An 18,901-nucleotide genomic window follows, 5' to 3' on the forward strand; every position below is an offset into this window, starting at 1 on the left:
GGTCTCAGTCGCCCGACGACAGGCTGTTGGCGAAGGTGGCGCTGGACGCCGGGGCCGGGGTGGTCACCGGGGCGGCGGAGCGCTGGGCGGTCGGGCGGATTTGCCCGGCCTTGGCCTGGACCTTCATGCCCGGCGCCTGGATGCGCTGGCCGCCGGCGATGATGACGCGGTCGGTGGCTTCCAGACCCGAGCGGATGACGCGCAGGCCATCGACCAGCGGGCCGGTCTGGACCGGGCGGGCCGAGACCGAGCCGTCGGCGGCGACCACCTGCACCACGCGGCGGGCCTGGTCGGTGGCGATGGCCGCATCGGGCACCAGCATGGCCTGATAGGTTCCCGAACCCGCCAGGCGGGCCTGGCCGAACATGCCGGGTTTCAGGAAGCCGTCGGCGTTGGGGATGGAGGCGCGCAGGCGGATCACGCCCGAGGCGGCGTCCACCGCATTGTCGGTGAAGGTCAGCTGGCCGGTGCGGCTGTAATCGCTTTCATCCTGCAGGCGCACCTCGATCGGGGCGGCGCCCTGACGGGCCTGGCGCTGGTACTTCAGCAGCAGGGCTTCGGAGCCTTCGAAGACGAAATAGATCGGCGCGCTGGACACGATGGTCGTCAGGATGTCGGCCGCCGACGATCCGCCGCCGACCAGATTGCCCGGATCGACCCGGCGGTCCGAGATGCGGCCCGAGATCGGGGCCGTCACGCGGGTGAACTCGACATCCAGCTGGCGTGCGCGGATGGCGGCGTTGGCGGCGGCCACGGCGGCCTCGGCCTGGGCCACGGCGCCGCGATTGGCGTCGGCCTCGGCCTGGGACACCGCCTGGGCGGCCAGCAGGCTTTCCGAACGGGCCAGATTGGCGCGGGCCAGGGTCAGTTGGGCCTCGGCCTGGGCCAGGGACGCGCGCGCCGACGCCAGGGCCGCCTGGGCCGGGCGGGCGTCCAGGGTGAACAGCAGCTGGCCGCGCCGCACATAGTCGCCGTCGCGGAAGTGAACGCCAGAGATGTAGCCGCCCACGCGGGCGCGCACGTCGACGCTCTGGGTCGCCTCGAACCGGCCGGTGAATTCATCCCAGTCCTGGACCTGGCGAACCAGCGGCGTGGCCACGGTCACGGCCGGCGCGGGGGGCGCCTGGGCCTCGCTGGGTTGGGTGCAGGATTGGAGCGCGACCGCCATCAGGGCGGACGCGACCACGACTTTGGCGGTGCGCATGTGAGGAGAAATCCCTTCTTGTCGCCGACCGGCCGCCAATGGGGAGGGCGCCGCTAGTCAACGTGTGGTGACTTAATGGAGAGCGTTGCTCCGCTTGTCAACGCCTGTTGACATAGCCATATTGCAACTGTGGTTATTTCGGAGTCCGCCTGAATTGTTCTGTCCCGCCCCCCGACCGCGCAATGCCGAGGCGACGCGCGCCGCCATCCTGAACGCGGCGCGCGAGCGTTTCGCGGTCCAGAGCTATGACGAGGTCGGCATGCGCGACGTGGCGCGCGACGTCGGTGTCGATGCGGCCCTGGTGTCCCGCTATTTCGGATCCAAGGAAGACCTGTTCGAGGCGGTTCTGGACAGTTGCGACAACAGCCAGCTGATGCTGTCGGTGCCGCGAGAGAACTTTGGGGAACACATCGCCAATGAGGTGATCTTCCAGCCCAAGAACGAGGACAAGCTGAAGGCGCTGATGATCCTGTTGCGCTCGATCTCGTCGGCCAAGGGCATGGAGATCGTCCAGCGCGGCGCCAATACGCGCATCCATGGCCCGTTCGCCGAATGGGTCGGGGGCGACGACGCCGCCGTCAAGGCGCGACTGGCGGCGGGCTTCATCATGGGCATGGCCATCGGCCGCGAGGTCACCGGCGGCTATGGCATGGACGACGCCCAATGCCGGCGCATGGCCGCCAAGATGGCCGTCTATCTGCAAGAGATGATCGACGGCTGACGCCCGCGTCGCTGCGGGCGCCAGCCGCAGGGATCAGGGCGCCTCGAACGGGTCGGTCTGGGTCGGCTGGGTCGGCAGCGGCATGCGCGGCAGCGGCTCGTCGCGGTTGGCCGCGTTCAGCAGGAAGGTCGCCATGATGATCGCCGCCTGACGCAGGTCTTCGGCCTGCAGGTGGTCATAGCTGTCGATGCTGCTGTGGTGGATGCGGCTGCTGTAATCCACCGGGTCCTGGATGAACTGATACCCCGGCACGCCCACGGCCTGCATATAGACGTGGTCGGTGCCGCCCGAGTTGCGCAGCGACACGCCCGTGGCGCCCATGCTGGCGAACGGGGCCAGCCAGTCCTGGAAGATCGGGGCCACCGCGACATTGCCTTCGGCGTTGATGCCCCGGATGCGGCCCGAGCCGTTGTCCAGGTTGAAATAGGCCGTCAGGTCGGCATAGCCGGGGCGCGGCTGGATCGGCCAGCGGTGACGCCAGGTGCGGTTGGCGGGCAGGGCGGCCCAACGCTCGTCCTGGGACGGCGCACGCGTGGCCAGATGCCGGTCGACATAGGCCAGCGATCCCAGGATGCCCTGTTCCTCGCCGTTCCACAGGGCGAAGCGGATGGTGCGCTTGGGCCGCACGCCCAGGCTGCGCAGGATGCGGGCCGCCTCCATCACCACGGCGGTGCCGGCGGCGTTGTCCTGGGCCCCGTCGGCGGCGACCCAGCTGTCCATATGGGCGCCGGCCATGACATACTGGCCCGAACGATCCGTGCCCGGAATCTCGGCGAAGATGTTGTAGGCGTTGACGTCTTCGTCGTGATAGCGGACCTCGCTGCGCAGTTGCAGGGCGGGGGCCGTCTCGGCGATGGCCAGGCGGGTCAGGCGGCGATAGTCCTCGGCCGCCATCTCGAAGCCGGGCACGCGCGGCGTGGCGCCGACGCGGTAGGAATAGCCGGCGCCATGCACCAGGCCGCCGTCGCGATAGGACATCCGCACCCAGGCCGGCACGCCCTCTTCGGCCAGGAAGGCGTCCAGGCGTTCGGCGAAATCGCCGTCGCGCAGCTGGCGCTCGATGGCGGCGGGGGAATAGTTGGGCTGCGGATAATTGCCCGGCCCGCGCAGGTCGTCGTCGGTCAGGCGGCGGAAGGCGGGCTGGGTCGGGTCGGTCGCCGGCGTCGGACGCGAGATCAGCACGATCTTGCCCGCCAGCTTGCCGCGCCACTTCTCGAAATCGCCGGCGTTGGCCATGGGCGCGACGATGATCGGGGCGTCGACCAGTCCGTCGGTCGAGGGCGTCCAGGCCACCGGGATGACCCGCAGCTGCAGCGGACGCGGCGCGGTCATGCGCGCCTCATAGCTGACGATCGACCAGCCGCGGCCGAACTCGAACCCCTCGGCCCGCACGTTCGACAGACCCCAGTCGCGGAACTGCTGCTGGGCCCAGCGTTCGGCCTCGCGCATCTGGGGCGAATTGGTCAGGCGCCCGCCGATCCGGTCGGTCAGGTGGGCGGCGGTGCGCATCACCTCGCTGTGATTCTGGCCCTGGTCGATGATGCGGTTGATGGCGACGCGATCCACGTCCTGAGCCAGGGCGGGAGCAGAGGCCGTGAGCAGGCACAGGGCGGAGACGGCGGCGAGCAGACGTGACATGGACGCGAAAACCCCTCTGGAAACTGAACGGGGCGGATATGACGCCATCCGGGCGCGCGCCGCAACGCTGTAAAGGCCGGTCTTGATGCGGACATGGATTATCGGCTTTGTGTCGGCATGGATCGTCAGGCCCTGACCCGCATCGTGGACATCGTGCGCGACCGTGTGTCCCGCCTGCGGCTGGACTGGCGGCTTGGCGCCGCGGCGGGGGCGGTCGTTCTGCTGGGTCTTGGTGTTCTGGGCTTGGGCGTTCTGGGCCTGATGCGGGCGACGGGCGGTGACGCCGTGGCCGATATTCCGACCGACCAGAGAATCCGCATCGAAGTGGTCCAGCCGGTCGAGCCGGAACTGATCGCCGGCCCGGTGATGGAGGTCGGAACCCTGGTCGACGCCTTCCAGCCCGGCGATTTGCCGCCGGCGACGCCGGCCGTCAGCGACGAAGAGGTCGAACCGGCCGACACGCCGAAGGAATCGACCCCGTTGCTGAGGCGGTTCACCCGCATCTTCGGTTCGTCCGCGCCGCGTCACGAGAAACCGGCCCCGCCGGAGATCCGGCGTGAAGACCGCGGCTATGGCTTTGACGCCCCGCGCCCTGACTGGGAGGCGGAACGTGACGCCCGCCGTGCGTGGCGCGAACGGGTCGAGGCCGAACGCCGCGACCGCGAGATGCGTCAGCGCATGACGGACGATCGGGATCAGGCCCCCTCGGACGCATCGTCGCACTGAGGTTTCCGCGACGTGATCTTGGCGCCGGGCGGGCGGGGGGCTACGTCCTCATCCAGACCCCTTTTTCCAGGAGAAACGTCCATGGTCGATCTGGCTCAAGTGACTGAAAAAATCCGCGCCGCCGTGGGCGACGACGCCGGCCTAGGCAAGACCGTCAAGCTGGACCTCGGCGACATCGGCAAGATTTTCATCGACGGCGCCTCGACGCCGAACTCGGTGACCAATGAAGACAAGCCGGCCGACGCCACCGTCTCGATCTCGTGGGACGACTTCCTGGCCCTGTCGCAGGGTCAGCTGGACCCGATGATGGCCTTCATGCAGGGCAAGCTGAAGATCGCCGGCGACATGATGATCGCCCAGAAGCTGGCGCCGCTGCTGAAGCGCTGATGCGCTTGATCTGACTCAAGGCCTTGAACGGCGCGGCGCCTCACGGTGACCGCGCCGTTTTCTTTTTGACCCGACCCCACAGGAGCGCCCCATGGATTTCCAGCACAGCGACAAGGCCCTGGCCTGGCAGGATCGCGTCCGGCGCTTTCTGGACGAGCGGGTTCTGCTGCGTGAGGCCGAATACTGGGCCCAGGTGCACCGGGATCATACGCGCCAGCCGCCGGTGATGGAGGCGCTGAAGTCCGAGGCGCGTCAGGCGGGTCTGTGGAACATGTTCCTGCCGGGCGAACATGGCGCGGGCCTGACGAACATGGAGTATGCGCCCCTGGCCGAGATGATGGGGCGGCATCTGTGGACGGCCGAGGTGTTCAACTGCAACGCCCCGGACACCGGCAACATGGAGGTGCTGCACCTGTATGGAAACGCCGAGCAGCAGGCGCGCTGGCTGACGCCGCTGATGGCCGGGGACATCCGCTCGGCCTTCCTGATGACCGAGCCGGCGGTGGCCAGTTCGGACGCCACCAATATCGAAACCCGCATCGAACGCGACGGCGACCACTATGTCATCAACGGCCGCAAATGGTGGTCGACCAACATGGGCCATCCGAACGTCGCGGTGACCATCGTCATGGGCAAGACCGACCCCGACGGTGCCGTCCACGCCCAGCAGTCGCAGATCATCGTGCCGGTCGACACGCCCGGTTTCCGCATCGAGCGGATGCTGTCGGTGTTCGGCTATGACGAGCGGCCGATCGGCCATGCCGAGGTGGTGCTGGACAATGTGCGCGTGCCGGCGGCGAACCTGATCGCGGGCGAGGGGCGGGGCTTCGAGATCGCGCAGGGACGCCTGGGGCCGGGCCGCATCCACCACTGCATGCGGGTGATCGGCATGGCCGAGCGGGCGCTGGAGCTGATGTGCCAGCGGCTTCTGACCCGCACCGCCTTCAGGAAGGCGCTGGCCGAACATTCGGTATGGGAGCAGCGCGTGGCCGAGGCGCGCACCAACATCGAAATGTGCCGCCTGCTGGTGCTGAAGGCCGCCTGGATGATGGACCATGCCGGGGCCAAGAACGCCCGCTCCGAGATCGCCCAGATCAAGGTGGCGGCCCCGCGCATGGCGCTTCAGGTCATCGACGACGCCATCCAGGCGTTCGGCGGGGCGGGCGTCTCTGGCGATACGCCGCTGGCGGAAATGTACGCCATGGCCCGCACCCTGCGCATCGCCGACGGCCCGGACGAGGTGCACAACCGCGCCATCGCCCGTCTGGAGTATGCGAAGCACGGCGGGCGCCCGGTGCGCTGAGGCCATGAGAAAGGGCGGCCGGTGCGGACCGGCCGCCCTTCTGACTTTCGGATCGGATCACATGCCCGGTCGGGGCGGCGTCTCGGCCTGATCCTCATTGGGCGCACGGGTGCGCGAGCCATGCGAGGCCTCGCCGCCCTTGCGGCCGGCCTGGGCGGCCAGGGTGCGGTCCTGCGAGAAGCTGCGTTTCTCGCTGGGGACGCTGGCGCCGCCCTTGCGGGCGATCTCGCGCTGGCGTTCCGGGTCCATCGAGGCGAAACCGCGCTTGGACACGCCGGAAGCGCGGGTGGTCTGTCCTTCGGCCATCGGAGGCTCCTTTGGTTACGGGGCGTCGGTTGCTGTTCTGAACCCCGTGCAATGCTTCAGGTTCCGGACGAAATGGCATTTCCCCGTCCGGCGAACGGTTTGACTTTTCAGCGACTCAGCCGTGGTCGTGCGGTCGGGAATCGCCCGGGCCGCCGCCGCCGGGCTGTAGCGGCGGCACTTCATGAGGCGTTTCGTCGGGGGTGATCTCTGGAACCGGCGACGGGGTCGGATCGACCTCGGGCTGGGGCGCGCCGGGCGGGGTGGGCTCGATATAGGTCATGGCGTTTCTCCTGAACGGAAAGAACGCTGCGCAGCGCCGGCCGATCCGGGCCTGAGGCCGTTGGTCGCGGAACCGGCTCGCGGCCGCATGGGTTGTCGGTGCGCCCTCTCAATCCAGGACAGACCCATGCCCCAGACCTATGCTTCCGCGCCCGTAGCCGACGACATCATCGACGACGGCTTCGACCGCCCCAGCCGCGTTCTGGAACGCGCGGCCGACCGTATCCTGCTGGAAGGTCAGGCCCGTGCGCCGGCGCAACGCCTGCGCGCCGCCGTGCGCCAGGATGTCGCCCGCAGCCGCCTGTGGGCCGCGCGCAGGGTCCAGCGGACCCGTACGGCCATCCAGACGGAACCGGTGCGGGCGGGCCTCTACGCCCTGGGCGCGGGTCTGCTGCTCGGCCTGCTGATGCGCCGCTGAATGGAAAAAGGCCCCGGAGATCGCTCTCCGGGGCCTTGGTTCAGGATCAGGGACGAGGGATCAGTTCTCGTCCTTGCTGCCCGGCGTGGGGGCGCCCGGCATGGGCGGCACCGGCTGCTGGGGCGCATTCGGATCCAGTTCCGGCACATCCACGATGCCGCGGCCGACGTGGCTCTTGCGGATGCCGTACAGCAGATAGACCACCAGGCCGATGCCGCCCCAGATCGGCAGCACCATCTTGGCGTCATGCGGCAGGTTCCAGAACAGGAAGGCGCAGCCGAACGCCGACAGCGGGGCCAGAATCCACACCAGCGGCGTCTTGAACGGACGACGACGGTTCGGGTCCTTGATCCGCAGCATCAGCACCGCGATCGACACCATGAAGAAGGCGAACAGGGTGCCCGAGTTCGAGATGTCCGCCAGTTGGCCGACCGGGAACAGCGCCCCGGCGATGGCCACCGCGATACCGGTGAACAGGGTCACGATGTAGGGCGTCTTCCACTTGGGGTGCACCTTGGCGAAGCTGGCCGGCAGCAGGCCGTCGCGCGCCATCACGAAGAAGATGCGCGTCTGGCCGAAGATCATCATCAGGATGACCGACGGCAGGGCCAGCATGGCGGCGGTGCCCAGGGCGTTGCCGACGGCCGGATAGTTGATCTCGCGCAGGACGTGAGCCAGGGCCTCGTTCGAGCAGACCAGCTGGTTCGCGTTTTCGGCCAGGGCGCAGGCGGCGACGAAGCCCGGCGAGCCCGGCTGGACCGCCGAACCATCCAGGCCCAGCACCGGCTGGGCGCCGATGGCGCCGATCGCGCCGACGGCGACGAACAGATAGAAGATGGTGCAGATGGCCAGCGAACCGATCAGGCCGATGGGCACGTTGCGCTGCGGGTTCTTGGTCTCTTCCGCCGCCGTCGAAACGGCGTCGAAGCCGACATAGGCGAAGAAGATCGAGGCCGCGGCCCCGACGATGCCCATGCCCGAGGAGGTGCCGAACAGGCCGTTGGGCGCGAAGGGCGTGAAGTTGTCGGCTTGCAGCACCGGCAGCGTCAACACGATGAAGGCGGTCAGGGCGGCGACCTTGATCGCCACCAGGATGGCGTTCAGGCGGGCCGATTCCGTCGTGCCGATCATCAGCAGCAGCGTCACCGACAGGGCCACGATGATCGCGGGCACATTGATGATGCCGGCCGAGAAGTCAGGCGACGGGATGAAGCCGTTCATGCTCCACGTCGGACCGGCCTGAAGCATGTCTGGCCAGTCGAAGCCCAGGGCGTTCTCGATCAGCCCCAGCACATAGCCGGACCAGCCCACCGACACGGCCGAGGCCGCCACGGCGTATTCCAGGATCAGCGCCCAGCCGACCGTCCAGGCCAGCAGTTCGCCCATCACGGCGTAGGTATAGGTGTAGGCCGAGCCGGACACCGGCGCCATCGAGGCCAGTTCCGAATAGCAGAGCGCCGCGACGGCGCAGACGGCGCCGGCGATGACGAAGCTCCACATCATGCCCGGACCGGCCTTCTGGGCCGCCGCGGCGGTCAGAACGAAGATGCCGGTGCCGATGATCGCGCCGACGCCCAGCAGCGTCAGCTGCACAGGGCCTAGCGAGCGATGGAGCGACTTTTTCTCAGCCGTGGCCAGGATCGCGTCTAGCGACTTAACGCGCCACATGGGGTTCCCCTCCCGATAAAAAACAGCGGCCTCTGCCGCTTCGGGCGCGACGCTAGCGGCGCAAAGGCCCGCGCGCAACGCGGTTTCCATTTGGTGAACCTCAGACGACGCTTTCGTGAACGGCCCCGTTGCGGCTAGAGCGCAGGGCGATGCTGCCGATCCACGCCGTCCTGGATGAGTTGAAACGCGCCGTCGCGGACCACGCGGCGGTGGTGCTGGCCGCGCCGCCGGGGGCGGGCAAGACGACCGTGGTTCCCTTGGCCTTGCTGGACCAGCCCTGGCGCGGCGAGGGGCGGATCCTGCTGCTGGAGCCGCGACGACTGGCCGCGCGCGCGGCGGCCGAGCGGATGGCCCGCACTCTGGGACAGGCGACCGGCGAAACGGTCGGATACCGCACGCGCCTGCAAAGCCGCATCGGGCCTCAGACGCGGATCGAGGTGATCACCGAGGGCGTCTTCACCCGCATGATCCTGGACGATCCGGGTCTGGAAGGCGTGGCGGCGGTGCTGTTCGACGAGTTCCATGAGCGCAGCCTGGACGCCGACCTGGGTTTGGCCCTGGCGCGCGAAAGCCAGGCGGTGCTGCGCGACGATCTGAAGATCATCGTCATGTCCGCGACGCTGGACATCGCCGGCGTCTCGCGGCTGCTGGCCGGGCCGGACGGCGAGGCGGCGCCGGTGATCGAGGCCCAGGGCCGGGCCTTTCCGGTTCAGACGCGATATCTGGGCCGCGATCCGGCGGTGCGGATCGAGGATGCGGCCGCGCGGGCCTGCCTGACCGCCCTGGCCGAGGAGACCGGCTCCATTCTGGCCTTCCTGCCGGGGCAGGGCGAGATTAACCGTGTTCGTCAACGGTTGATGGAGCGGTTGCGCGACCCCGCCGTCGATGTGGTCGCCCTGTATGGCGCTCTGGACAAGGCCGAGCAGGATCGCGCCATCGAGCCGGCGGCGCCGGGGCGGCGCAAGGTGGTTCTGGCCACCTCGGTCGCCGAAACCAGCCTGACCATCGAAGGCGTGCGGGTGGTGATCGATTCGGGCCTGTCGCGCGTGCCGCGTTTCGATCCGGCCAGCGGCCTGACGCGCCTGGCCACGGTGCGGGTCAGCCGGTCCTCGGCCGAGCAGAGGCGGGGCCGGGCGGGGCGCGTCGAACCCGGCGTCTGCTATCGCCTGTGGGATGAGGAACAGAGCCGGGGCCTGGTCCCGCGCCAGCGGCCCGAGATGCTGGAGGCCGACCTGACCGGTCTTGCGCTGGACCTGGCGCGGTGGGGGGCGATGTCGGCCGATGGCCTGGCCCTGCTGGACCCGCCGCCCGCCGGCGCCTTCGCCGAGGCGCGCAAGGTGCTGGGGCGGCTGGGCGCCCTGGACGGTGCGGGCGCCCTGACGCCGCACGGGCGCCGGCTGGGGCGCATACCGCTGTCGCCGCGACTGGCGCATCTGGTCGCCACGGCTTCGGATGCAGGCGACGCCAGACTGGGGGCGCGCATCGCGGCGGTGCTGTCGGAACCGGGGCTGGGCGGAAACGACACGGATCTGGTGGAGCGGTTGAGGGGGCTGGAGCGCGATCGGTCGCCGCGCGCGCGCGATGCGGGGGCGCTGATCGACCGCTGGGCGCGGGCGGCGGGCGGCGGGACGGGCGGACATGTCGATCCCGGCGCCCTGCTGGCCGTGGCCTTCCCCGAACGGATCGCACGGGCGCGCGGCAAGGCGGGCGAAGTGCTGCTGGCCTCCGGGCGCGGGGCGCATCTGGACCCGCACGATCCGCTGGCGCGGGAGCCCTGGCTGGCGGTCGGCGAACTGGGCGGCGGCGAGGCCAGCGACCGCATCCGCCTGGCCGCCCGGCTGGACGAGACATTGCTGGAAACCGAACTGGCGCCTCTGGTGGTCGAGGAGGACCGGGTGGCGCGCGAGCCTTCGGGCCGCCTGACCCTGCGCCGCCTGCGCCGGATCGGCGCTTTGACCCTGTCGGAAAAGATCATCGGCGCGCCGGATCGGGCGGCGGTGACCGCAGCCCTGGCGGCCGAGTTCGCGGACAAGGGACCAGGGGCGCTGAAATGGGGCGAGCGCTCGGGCGCGCTAAGGGCGCGGCTGAGCTTCCTGCACGGCCTGGACCCAGCCTGGCCCGATGTGTCGGACGCCGGGCTGACGCAGGCCGCCGAGACCTGGCTGCATCCGCTGCTGGATGCGGTGAACGCCCTGTCGGCCCTGAGCGATGCGGCGCTGGAGCAGGGACTGCGCGCGCTGATCCCGTGGGATTTGCAGCGGACGCTGGAGACGCTGGCGCCGTCGCGGCTGGAGACGCCCTTGGGCAGCGCGGCCATCGACTATGGCGCCGAGGGCGGGCCGCGCGTCGATATCCGGGTGCAGGAACTGTTCGGGGTGAAGACGCATCCCATGGTCGGCGGCGGGCGGGTTCCCCTGACCCTGGCCCTGCTGTCGCCCGCGCGGCGACCGGTGCAGGTGACGAAGGATCTGCCGGGCTTCTGGGCCGGGTCGTGGGCGGCGGTGCGATCCGAGATGCGCGGCCGCTATCCGCGCCACCCCTGGCCCGAAGACCCCGCCAACGCCGACCCGACTACCCGCGCCAAGCCGCGCGGAACCTAGACGGCGGACATCAGCGTCCCATCCGCCGGATCAGGCCGTCCTTGAGCACGAACTGGTGATAAAGCGCCGCGCCGACATGCAGGGCGACGAGGCCCAGCAGCATCCAGCCGGCGAAGAAATGCACATACCAGGCGCCGGCCCACAGCCGTTCGTCGTCTGGCGTCGGCGTGAAGACCGCCGGAACCGTGACCAGGCCGAACAGGTCCATGGCCTCCTTCATATGCACCCAGACGATATAGCCGGTGACCGGCAGGATCAGCAGGGCCAGATAGATCAGCCCATGCACCCAAGCTGCCGTTCTGCGTCGCCAGACCGGTTCGCCCGGCGCCGGCGGCGGTGCGACGTGCGACAGACGCCACAGCAGCCGCAACAGGATCAGTCCGCCCAGCAGCACGCCGAACTGGAAATGGGTGCGGCCGAACAGGAGCTCCGCCTGGCGCGTCTCGGCGTTCTCGCTGGACCAGCCGGTGATGAACTGGGCCACGATCAGGACCGCCACGACCCAGTGAAGAAACCTGGCCGTACGGTTCCAGACATGCGGCGTTGCGGCCTGTGTCATCTGCTTTTTCTCGCGTTCAAAAACCGATAGGATTTTGACGATTTTCGCGGAGGATGCGACATGAGCGATCTGCACAGAAGGCTCTTCTGCGTCGCAGGCCTGTCGGGCGCCTTTGCGGCGACGGCCGCCTGTTCGCGGTCGCAGACGGCGGATGCGCCCGGCGTGCGCCCGAACCTGTATCTCTGCGAAGGGTGCGAGGCGACGGGCGAGCGCGATGCGCGGGGTCTGCCGTGGTCGTTGGCCCTGGCCGGACCGGATGAACCCGGCGAACGGATGGTCCTTTCAGGTCGTGTCCATGCAGCCGATGGAGTGACGCCGGCGCCGGACGTGGTGATCTACGCCCATCACACCAACGCCCAGGGACTGTACGCCAACGGTTCGAACGAAACGGAATGGAGCCGCCGTCATGGGCGGCTGCGCGGTTGGGTTCGGACCAACGCCGAGGGCGACTATCGCTTCGAGACCATCAAACCCGCCCCTTATCCCGACATGACCATGCCCGCGCATGTGCATCTGTTCGTTCAGGAGCCGGGGCGGCGGCCCTACTATATCGACGATGCGGTGTTCGACGCAGAGTTCCGCGTCGACGCCGCCTATCGCGCGGCGCAGGAGCTGCGGGGCGGCTCGGGCATCGTCCGGCTGCAGGGCGACGCCGTCTCGGGCTGGCGCGCGGTGCGGAACATCCGGCTGGAGCCGCATCCGGCCTGACGGGCTATTCCGTCAGGGCGTAGGCCATGATCCCCGTGGCGATAGCCAGGTTCAGGCTGTCGGCGCGGCCGCGCATGGGGATCTTCACATTGATGTCGCAGGCGGCGGCCAGGCGGTCTGTCAGGCCGGCCTGCTCATTGCCCATCAAGAGCAGGGCGGGGCGGGTCACGGCGCCGTCGCGATAGCCGGCCGTGGCGTCCAGCCGGGTGCCGATCACGCTGCCGGGCCAGCGGGCGCGCCAGGCCAGGAATTCGTCGGACGAGGCGCGGCTGATGGTGACGGCGAAGACCGAGCCCATGGTGGCGCGCACCGCCTCGACCGAAAACGGGTCCACGCAGTCGTCGATCAGGATCACCCCGCCGCATCCGGCCGCGTCGGCGGTGCGGATGATGGTGCCCAGATTGCCCGGATCGCGCACCTGCTCCAGTGCGATCCAGCAGGGGGCGGCGGCCGGGTTGATGGCGTCCAGCGGCGTATAGGTCTGGCGGAACACGCCCAGCACGGTCTGGGGGTTATCGCGGCGGCTGATCTTTTCCAGGATGGCGTGGGTGACGGTGACGACCCGGCCGCCGGCGGCGCGGGTTCCCGCCTTCGCCCGGTCCAGCAGCGGGTGCGGCCGCGCGTCCTGGCCCACCAGCAACATCTGGGGCGCGTGTTTCAGATCAAGGGCTTCGCCGATGAACTTAAGCCCTTCGGCCAGGAACAGGCCGGTGGCCTCGCGCTCCTTCTTGGCGTGCAGGGCGCGCACCGACTTGACCGTGTCGTTGGTCAGGGAGGTGATGACCGCGTCCATCAGGCGCTCCACCGCGCGAAGAAGGACAAGCCGATGGCCCGCGCGTCCGGCCCGTCTTCCGACAGCGCCAGTTCGCCCCAGTCGATCCGCCCGCCGCGATCCGGCAGGGCCTCGGCCATCAGATGCGCCAGCGACAGGCCCGAGATGCGCGCCGCATAGGCGTTCAGCAGCAGGAAGTCCGCATCATCGGCCAACAGGGCGGCGCAATCCTTCAGCAGGCCCGGCAGATCCTCGAACAGCCGCCACACCTCGCCGGTCGGCCCGCGCCCGTATTTGGGCGGGTCCAGCACGACGCCGTGGTATTTCGAGCCGCGCCGCACCTCGCGCGCCACATATTTGCGGGCGTCCTCGACGATCCAGCGGATGGGGGCGTCCTGAAGCCCTGACTGGGCCGCGTTCTCGCGGGCGTAGGTGACGGATTTCTTGGACGCATCGACGTGGGTGACCTCAGCCCCCACCGCCGCCAGGGCCAGGCTGGCCACGCCGGTATAGCCGAACAGGTTCAGGATGCGCGGCCGCTCCAGCCGGCGAACGCGGGCGTCCATCCAGGCCCAGTTGGCCGCCTGTTCGGGAAAGAAGGCCAGGTGCCGGAAGGGGGTGAACCGCCCCGTGAACCGCACATCGTTCCAGGCCAGGGGAAAGGCGTCGATGGCCTGACCCGAAAAGCGCCAACGGCCGTCGTCGTCCTCGCCGGTCGGATCGAACACCGCGTCGGCGCTGTCGAAGGCGGCCGGGTCGCGCGGGGTCCAGAAACACTGGGGCTCGGGCCGCACGACGGTGAAGGGGCCATAGCGCTCCAGCTTGCGCCCGTCGCCGCTGTCCAGCAGGGCGTAGTCGGGCCATGCGCGGGTGATCAGGGTTTCGGGGCTGGGCGACAGGGTGGGGGCCATGGGCGGCTGGATAGGCGCTCAGGCGGCCCGGCGTCCAGAGGCGGCCTGCGGCGCCTCTTCGATCACCAGCGGCCGGTCGGGCAGGTGCGGGGTCTTGTCCCAGGCATGCGGCTGGGTCGCCAGCCGCCAGGCGGCGTGAACAAAGGCCAGGCTGAGCATCGACCAATAGGCCGGGGCCGAGATCATGTCGCCCAGGCCATAGGGCGCCCCCGCGCGGCGTGCGCCGATCCAGGTGGTGATCCAGGCCATGGCCGCGCCGACGAACAGCACCCCGACCGCCAGCGCCGGGGTCGGCGGCGTCACTCCCGCGACCGCCGACAGGAACAGGGCCGACACCAGCCAGGCCAGGGCCGGCCCATGCGCTATGGCCGACAGGATCGAAACGCCCAGGGTCACCGACAGTGACGCCATGCCGCGCCAGCCCAGTAATGACGGCCGTCGCGTATGCACGCCCCAGGTCTGCATGAACCCCTTCAGCCAGCGCGTCCGTTGCGGCAGCCAGGCCCGCAGGGTTCCCGGCGGTGTCTCATAGGTCGGGCGGCGGATCACGCCCGAGCGCCAGCCCGCCCGCCACAGGCGAAAGCCCAGGTCTGCGTCTTCGGTGACATTGTGGCTGTCCCAGCCGCCGACATCGCGCAGGGCCGAAACCCGCAGGTGGTTCGATGTGCCGCCCAGCGGAAACGGCAGGCCCAGCCGCGCCATGCCGGGCAGGGTGACCTCGAACAGGCCCGCATATTCGGCCGCGAACTGTCGGTCCACGAAGGGCGAGGGTTCCGCTGTCTTGAACTTGCGCCGGATGCGCAATGGCGCCTGCAGGCAGCCGATCCCCGGATCGTCGGCGAACCGCGACGCCGCCTCGCGCATTTGCAGGGGGTCGGGGTCGTCCTCGGCGTCATAGATGGTCAGGAACTCGCCGGTCGAAACGCCCAGCGCATGGTTCAGGGCGCGGGGCTTGGTGCGGGGATAGCCCGGCGGCGCGATCAGCAGCCGCATCCACTGGGGCCGGGGCGTGGCGCGGGCGGCGGCGATGGTGGCGTCGTCGTCGGCCTCCAGCACCAGGAAACACTCCAGCCGCTCGGGCGGATAGTCGATCTCGGACAGGCGCTCGACCAGTTGCGGCAGAACCTCGGCCTCGTCGTGCAGGGCCGCCAGTATGGTGTAGCGCGGCCAGGTGCCGGGTCGTTCGCGGTGCGGCGGCGGTCGCCGGCTGACCAGGATCAGCAGGCCGCGCCACAGGGCCGCCAGCAGGAACAGCCCCTGTATCCCCACGACCAGACAGGCCAGTGTCCCGCCGGGCGCCGCGACTAGGGCCGTGATCAGAAGCAGGCCCAGCGCCGACCATGTCATCACCTGACCGGTCGTGGCGCCCAGTCGCGCGGCGCTGTCCTCGAACGGCGGTCCCAGCCGGGCCGCCCCCGCATCCTGATCCGTCCCGTCCCCCATCCGACAACGGCTAAGGCGCCGCGATGCGCCCGGCAAGCGGTTGGCGCGGGGGGGCGAATGCCGCTATGGAAGGCCGCGCAAGGCCCGGAGCCTGATTTGACCGACACCGCCGCCAGTTCCGTCCGTACACGCAAGCCCAAGGGCGAAGGCCATTCGCGCCGCGCCGAGATCCTGGCCGCGGCCGAACGCATCTTCGTCGAGCACGGCTATGAAGGCGCGACGATCCGCAAGATCGCGGACGAGGTCGGCCTGTCGTCGACGGCGCTGTATATGCATTTCGCCGACAAGGGCGAGATCCTGCAGGAGATCTGTCGCGGGGCGTTCGAGACCCTGACCGAGGCGACGGGGCACATCGTGGCCGACCAGGCTCCGCCGGAACAGCGGCTGCGGTCGATGATCGAAGGCTATGTCCGGTTCGGCTTCGAAAATCCCAACGCCTATCGCCTGGTCTATATGACCCGCCCGCTGGAGGCGCGCGACGCCCAGACGGCGGCGCAGGAAGTGGGCCTGAGTCTGTTCGCCGCCTTCCAGCAGGTGGTGGACGAAACCGCCGCCGCCGGTCGCCTGCGGGCCGAGCCGCGGGCGGCGGCCCAGGCCCTGTGGGCGGGCGGTCATGGGGTGGTATCGCTGATGATCACCAAACCCTATTTCGACTGGGTGGACCGCGAACAGCTGACGCGCACCCTGCTGGACGCCCTGTTCGACGGCCTGCTGACGCCGTGAGGACAGGGGTTTGGGCGTTGGCGGCCGTGGCGGTGACCGCCGCCCTGCCGGTTCAGGCGCGACCATTGCGGGTGCTGTCTCTGGACCCGTGCGCGGATCAATATGTGATGGCCCTGGCGCCCGACGCCGAACTGGCCCTGTCGCCCCGCGCCGACGACCCGGATTCCTGGCTGCGCGATCAGGCGCGCGGGCGGCGCCAGATGCGACCGACGCTGGAGGCGGCGGTGGGGTTCCGGCCCGATGTGGTGGTCCGCTATTGGGGCGGGGAGCTGCGCCTGCTGGCCGCGCTGGATCGGCGCGGCGCGCGGGTGACCACGATCAATGACGCGACGGACTTCGATGGGGTGCGGGCCAATGTGCGCGCTGTCGCCGTCGCATTGGACCAGACGGCGCGGGGCGAGGCCCTGATCGCGCGGATGGACGCCCGCCTGCAGGACGCGAAACCGGAACGGCCGCGCGGCCGGGCGCTGTATCTGACCACCGGCGGCTTCACGGCCGGGCCGGGGGTGCTGATCGACGCCATACTGAGGGCCGCGGGGTATCAGAATGCGGCGCCCGCGCCCGGTTTCGGCGCCGTCAGCGTGGAGCGGATCGCGCTGGAGCCGCCGACGCGCTTCATCCTGGCCTTCTTCGAACAGGCGCGGGCCGACTGGCGCGGGGCGGGACGCCATCCGGTCGTCATGCGCGCGGCCAAGGGGCGGACGGCGGCGCGCCTGCCCGGCGCCGTCACGGCCTGCCCCGCCTGGTTCGCGGCCGATGCGGCGTCCATGCTGGCGGACCAGGCGACATGAGGCGGCCGGGGCTGATCGCCGGCCTGGGGCTGGGCATCGCCGTTGCGGCCGTGCTGGCCGTGCTGATGGGCGAGACCCTGCTGACGCCCGCCCAGTGGGCCGAGGCGATGCGCGATCCGGCGTCTGGGCCGGGCGAGGTGCTGTGGGCCGTGCGGGCGCCGCGCGTGATCTGCGCCCTGCTGGTCGGGGCGGCGCTGGGTCTGGCCGGGGCGGTGATGCAGGGGCTGCTGAGGAACCCGCTGGCCGATCCGGGCGTGCTGGGGGTGTCGGCGACGGCGGCCCTGGGGGCGGCCCTGGCCATTGTCGCGGGCGCGGCGGCGGCGCCCGGCGCGGTCGAGATGGCGGCCCTGGGCGGGTCGGCGCTCGGCGGCGGGGCGCTGGTGCTGTTCGCCGCGCGGGTGCGCCAGCCCGAAGCCCTGATCCTGTTCGGCGTGGCCCTGTCCAGTTTCGCGGGCGCCCTGACCGCCCTGGTGTTCAACCTGTCGCCATCACCCATCGCCACGGCCGAGGTGATGAGCTGGCTCTTAGGCTCGGTCCAGAACCGCAGCTGGCACGATGTGCTGTGGATCGCGCCGCCCCTGGCCCTGTCGGCCATCCTCGCGAGCCTGGCGGCGCCGGGCCTGCGGATGTTGAGCCTGGGCGAAGAGGCGGCCGCGACGTCCGGCCTGTCGATGACGCGGCTGCGGCTGCTGGCCCTGATCGGCGCGGCCTTGGCCACGGGCGCGGCGGTGGCGGTGGCCGGAGTGATCGGCTTTGTCGGGTTGGCGGCGCCGCATCTGGTGCGGGCGTTGGTGAGGGGTGATCCGGGGCGCATCCTGCTGCCCTCGGCCCTGGCGGGCGGGCTGATGCTGGTGGCGGCCGACCTGCTGGCGCGGATGACGCCGACGGATCAGGAGCTGAAGCTGGGGGTGTTCACCGCCCTGGTCGGGGCGCCGCTGTTCGCCCTGATCGCCTGGCGCGCGGCGCGGGAGTGGCGGCTGTGATCCTGGCCGAGATGTGGGAGGCGACGGCGGTTCTGAATGGCCGCACCGTTCTGCGCGAAGCCGACGCCTGCATCCAGGCCGGAGAAGTGGTCGCCGTCTGCGGACCGAACGGATCAGGCAAGACCAGCCTGCTGCGCGCCATGCTGGGCCTGTTGCCGATCGGCGGGCCGGGGGCGATCGCGCGGTTGGGCGGCGATGACGTCGCCGCGCTGAACCCTCGCCAGCGGGCCGAGCGCGCCGCCTATCTGCCCCAGGATCGCGGCCTGGCCTGGAACATGCCGGCGGTCGAGGTGGCGGCCCTGGGCGCGCCCTTCCTGGCGCCGGCCCAGGCGGTGGATCGCGCCCGCGTGGTGCTGGACGATCTGGGCGTCGGCGGCCTGGCCGACCGGGGCGTGGCCGAGATGTCGGGCGGCGAACGGGCGCGGGTTCTGCTTGCGCGCGCCCTGGTCGCGCCAGGCCGAGCGCTACTGGTCGACGAGCCGGTGGCCGGCCTGGACCCGGACGCCCAGCTGCTGGTCATGGACCGGCTGAGGCAGGAGGCGCAGGCCGGGCGCGGGGTTATGGTCAGCCTGCATGACCTGACCCTGGCCGCGCGCTATGCGGATCGTGTTCTGCTGATGCTGGACGGCGACGTGCTGTTCGACGGGCCGCCGATGGAGGCCCTTTCGCCCTGGCATCTGGACCGCGCCTTCGGTCTGACGGCCGAGTGGGTGCAGGGGCCGGACGGACCCCTGCTGTCGGCGCGCCGAAACTAATCGCGG

At 70.2% G+C, this 18,901-nt stretch carries 20 protein-coding genes; 11 read left to right on the forward strand and 9 right to left on the reverse strand.

Features of this window, described 5'->3' with window-relative positions; translation table 11 throughout:
• Positions 1 to 4: 4 nt before the first annotated feature.
• Entirely contained in the window at positions 5 to 1,204 is a 1,200-nt protein-coding gene (locus tag Q0581_RS10630; protein ID WP_298700088.1) for an efflux RND transporter periplasmic adaptor subunit, read from the reverse strand.
• A 154-nt stretch (positions 1,205 to 1,358) separates the two neighbouring features.
• On the opposite strand from Q0581_RS10630, the gene Q0581_RS10635 reads away from it, so the two are divergent.
• On the forward strand, positions 1,359 to 1,925 hold the full coding sequence (locus tag Q0581_RS10635; protein WP_298700090.1) for a TetR/AcrR family transcriptional regulator: 567 nt from the start codon (positions 1,359 to 1,361) through the stop codon (positions 1,923 to 1,925).
• A 33-nt stretch (positions 1,926 to 1,958) separates the two neighbouring features.
• Here the strand turns inward: Q0581_RS10635 and Q0581_RS10640 are convergent, their stop codons facing one another.
• Complete coding sequence (locus Q0581_RS10640; RefSeq protein WP_298700091.1) at positions 1,959 to 3,563, reverse strand: M20/M25/M40 family metallo-hydrolase; 1,605 nt, start codon at positions 3,561 to 3,563, stop codon at positions 1,959 to 1,961.
• A gap of 93 nt (positions 3,564 to 3,656) precedes the next feature.
• Between Q0581_RS10640 and Q0581_RS10645 the strand changes: the two genes are divergently transcribed.
• From Q0581_RS10645 to Q0581_RS10655, 3 genes are all read left to right on the forward strand, one after another.
• A complete protein-coding gene (locus Q0581_RS10645; RefSeq protein ID WP_298700092.1) occupies positions 3,657 to 4,289 on the forward strand; it encodes a hypothetical protein in 633 nt (210 codons plus the stop codon).
• An 81-nt stretch (positions 4,290 to 4,370) separates the two neighbouring features.
• The gene (locus tag Q0581_RS10650) at positions 4,371 to 4,676 is read left to right on the forward strand and encodes an SCP2 sterol-binding domain-containing protein (RefSeq protein ID WP_298700094.1); all 306 of its coding nucleotides are present in this window, start codon (positions 4,371 to 4,373) and stop codon (positions 4,674 to 4,676) included.
• A gap of 91 nt (positions 4,677 to 4,767) precedes the next feature.
• A complete protein-coding gene (locus Q0581_RS10655) occupies positions 4,768 to 5,979 on the forward strand; it encodes an acyl-CoA dehydrogenase family protein (RefSeq protein ID WP_298700096.1) in 1,212 nt (403 codons plus the stop codon).
• A 57-nt stretch (positions 5,980 to 6,036) separates the two neighbouring features.
• On the opposite strand, the gene Q0581_RS10660 is transcribed toward Q0581_RS10655, so the two are convergent.
• Together Q0581_RS10660 and Q0581_RS10665 are read right to left on the reverse strand one after the other, a co-directional pair.
• Complete coding sequence (locus tag Q0581_RS10660; RefSeq protein ID WP_298700098.1) at positions 6,037 to 6,285, reverse strand: general stress protein; 249 nt, start codon at positions 6,283 to 6,285, stop codon at positions 6,037 to 6,039.
• A gap of 115 nt (positions 6,286 to 6,400) precedes the next feature.
• On the reverse strand, positions 6,401 to 6,565 hold the full coding sequence (locus Q0581_RS10665; protein WP_298700101.1) for a hypothetical protein: 165 nt from the start codon (positions 6,563 to 6,565) through the stop codon (positions 6,401 to 6,403).
• 126 nt (positions 6,566 to 6,691) lie between these two features.
• On the opposite strand from Q0581_RS10665, the gene Q0581_RS10670 reads away from it, so the two are divergent.
• Positions 6,692 to 6,982, forward strand: coding sequence for a hypothetical protein (locus Q0581_RS10670; protein WP_298700102.1), 291 nt, complete (start codon positions 6,692 to 6,694; stop codon positions 6,980 to 6,982).
• A gap of 60 nt (positions 6,983 to 7,042) precedes the next feature.
• Here Q0581_RS10670 and Q0581_RS10675 read toward each other — a convergent pair whose 3' ends face one another.
• A complete protein-coding gene (locus Q0581_RS10675) occupies positions 7,043 to 8,650 on the reverse strand; it encodes an amino acid permease (protein WP_298700104.1) in 1,608 nt (535 codons plus the stop codon).
• Positions 8,651 to 8,799: 149 nt separating this feature from the next.
• Here Q0581_RS10675 and hrpB point away from each other — a divergent pair, with 149 nt between their 5' ends.
• Complete coding sequence (gene hrpB / locus Q0581_RS10680; RefSeq protein WP_298700107.1) at positions 8,800 to 11,250, forward strand: ATP-dependent helicase HrpB; 2,451 nt, start codon at positions 8,800 to 8,802, stop codon at positions 11,248 to 11,250.
• 10 nt (positions 11,251 to 11,260) lie between these two features.
• On the opposite strand, the gene Q0581_RS10685 is transcribed toward hrpB, so the two are convergent.
• Positions 11,261 to 11,809 carry a cytochrome b/b6 domain-containing protein gene (locus Q0581_RS10685; protein ID WP_298700110.1) on the reverse strand — a complete coding sequence of 183 codons (549 nt, stop codon included), beginning with the start codon at positions 11,807 to 11,809 and terminating at the stop codon, positions 11,261 to 11,263.
• A 60-nt stretch (positions 11,810 to 11,869) separates the two neighbouring features.
• Between Q0581_RS10685 and Q0581_RS10690 the strand changes: the two genes are divergently transcribed.
• Positions 11,870 to 12,517 (forward strand): hypothetical protein, encoded by a 648-nt coding sequence (locus Q0581_RS10690; protein WP_298700112.1) that lies wholly within the window; start codon positions 11,870 to 11,872, stop codon positions 12,515 to 12,517.
• Positions 12,518 to 12,521: 4 nt separating this feature from the next.
• On the opposite strand, the gene Q0581_RS10695 is transcribed toward Q0581_RS10690, so the two are convergent.
• Genes Q0581_RS10695 through Q0581_RS10705 form a run of 3 tightly spaced genes read right to left on the reverse strand, consistent with a single transcriptional unit; the run spans position 12,522 to position 15,643 of the window.
• Complete coding sequence (locus tag Q0581_RS10695; RefSeq protein WP_298700113.1) at positions 12,522 to 13,310, reverse strand: RNA methyltransferase; 789 nt, start codon at positions 13,308 to 13,310, stop codon at positions 12,522 to 12,524.
• Entirely contained in the window at positions 13,310 to 14,200 is an 891-nt protein-coding gene (locus tag Q0581_RS10700) for a class I SAM-dependent methyltransferase (RefSeq protein WP_298700114.1), read from the reverse strand. The genes Q0581_RS10695 and Q0581_RS10700 overlap by 1 nt, the downstream gene beginning before the upstream one ends.
• An 18-nt stretch (positions 14,201 to 14,218) precedes the next feature.
• Positions 14,219 to 15,643: a glycosyltransferase family 2 protein gene (locus tag Q0581_RS10705; RefSeq protein WP_298700116.1), complete on the reverse strand. Its 1,425-nt coding sequence runs from the start codon at positions 15,641 to 15,643 to the stop codon at positions 14,219 to 14,221.
• 96 nt (positions 15,644 to 15,739) lie between these two features.
• Between Q0581_RS10705 and Q0581_RS10710 the strand changes: the two genes are divergently transcribed.
• From Q0581_RS10710 to Q0581_RS10725, 4 genes are read left to right on the forward strand one after another with little or no spacing between them, the layout of a single operon-like run.
• Positions 15,740 to 16,366: a TetR/AcrR family transcriptional regulator gene (locus Q0581_RS10710; protein WP_298700118.1), complete on the forward strand. Its 627-nt coding sequence runs from the start codon at positions 15,740 to 15,742 to the stop codon at positions 16,364 to 16,366.
• Entirely contained in the window at positions 16,363 to 17,157 is a 795-nt protein-coding gene (locus Q0581_RS10715) for an ABC transporter substrate-binding protein (protein ID WP_298700119.1), read from the forward strand. Before Q0581_RS10710 ends, Q0581_RS10715 begins: the two co-directional genes overlap by 4 nt.
• A complete protein-coding gene (locus tag Q0581_RS10720; protein WP_298700120.1) occupies positions 17,154 to 18,140 on the forward strand; it encodes an iron ABC transporter permease in 987 nt (328 codons plus the stop codon). Before Q0581_RS10715 ends, Q0581_RS10720 begins: the two co-directional genes overlap by 4 nt.
• Positions 18,137 to 18,895: an ABC transporter ATP-binding protein gene (locus Q0581_RS10725; protein ID WP_298700121.1), complete on the forward strand. Its 759-nt coding sequence runs from the start codon at positions 18,137 to 18,139 to the stop codon at positions 18,893 to 18,895. The genes Q0581_RS10720 and Q0581_RS10725 overlap by 4 nt, the downstream gene beginning before the upstream one ends.
• Positions 18,896 to 18,901: the final 6 nt, after the last annotated feature.

It is taken from the genome of uncultured Brevundimonas sp., assembly GCF_937863155.1.
GTDB lineage: Bacteria > Pseudomonadota > Alphaproteobacteria > Caulobacterales > Caulobacteraceae > Brevundimonas.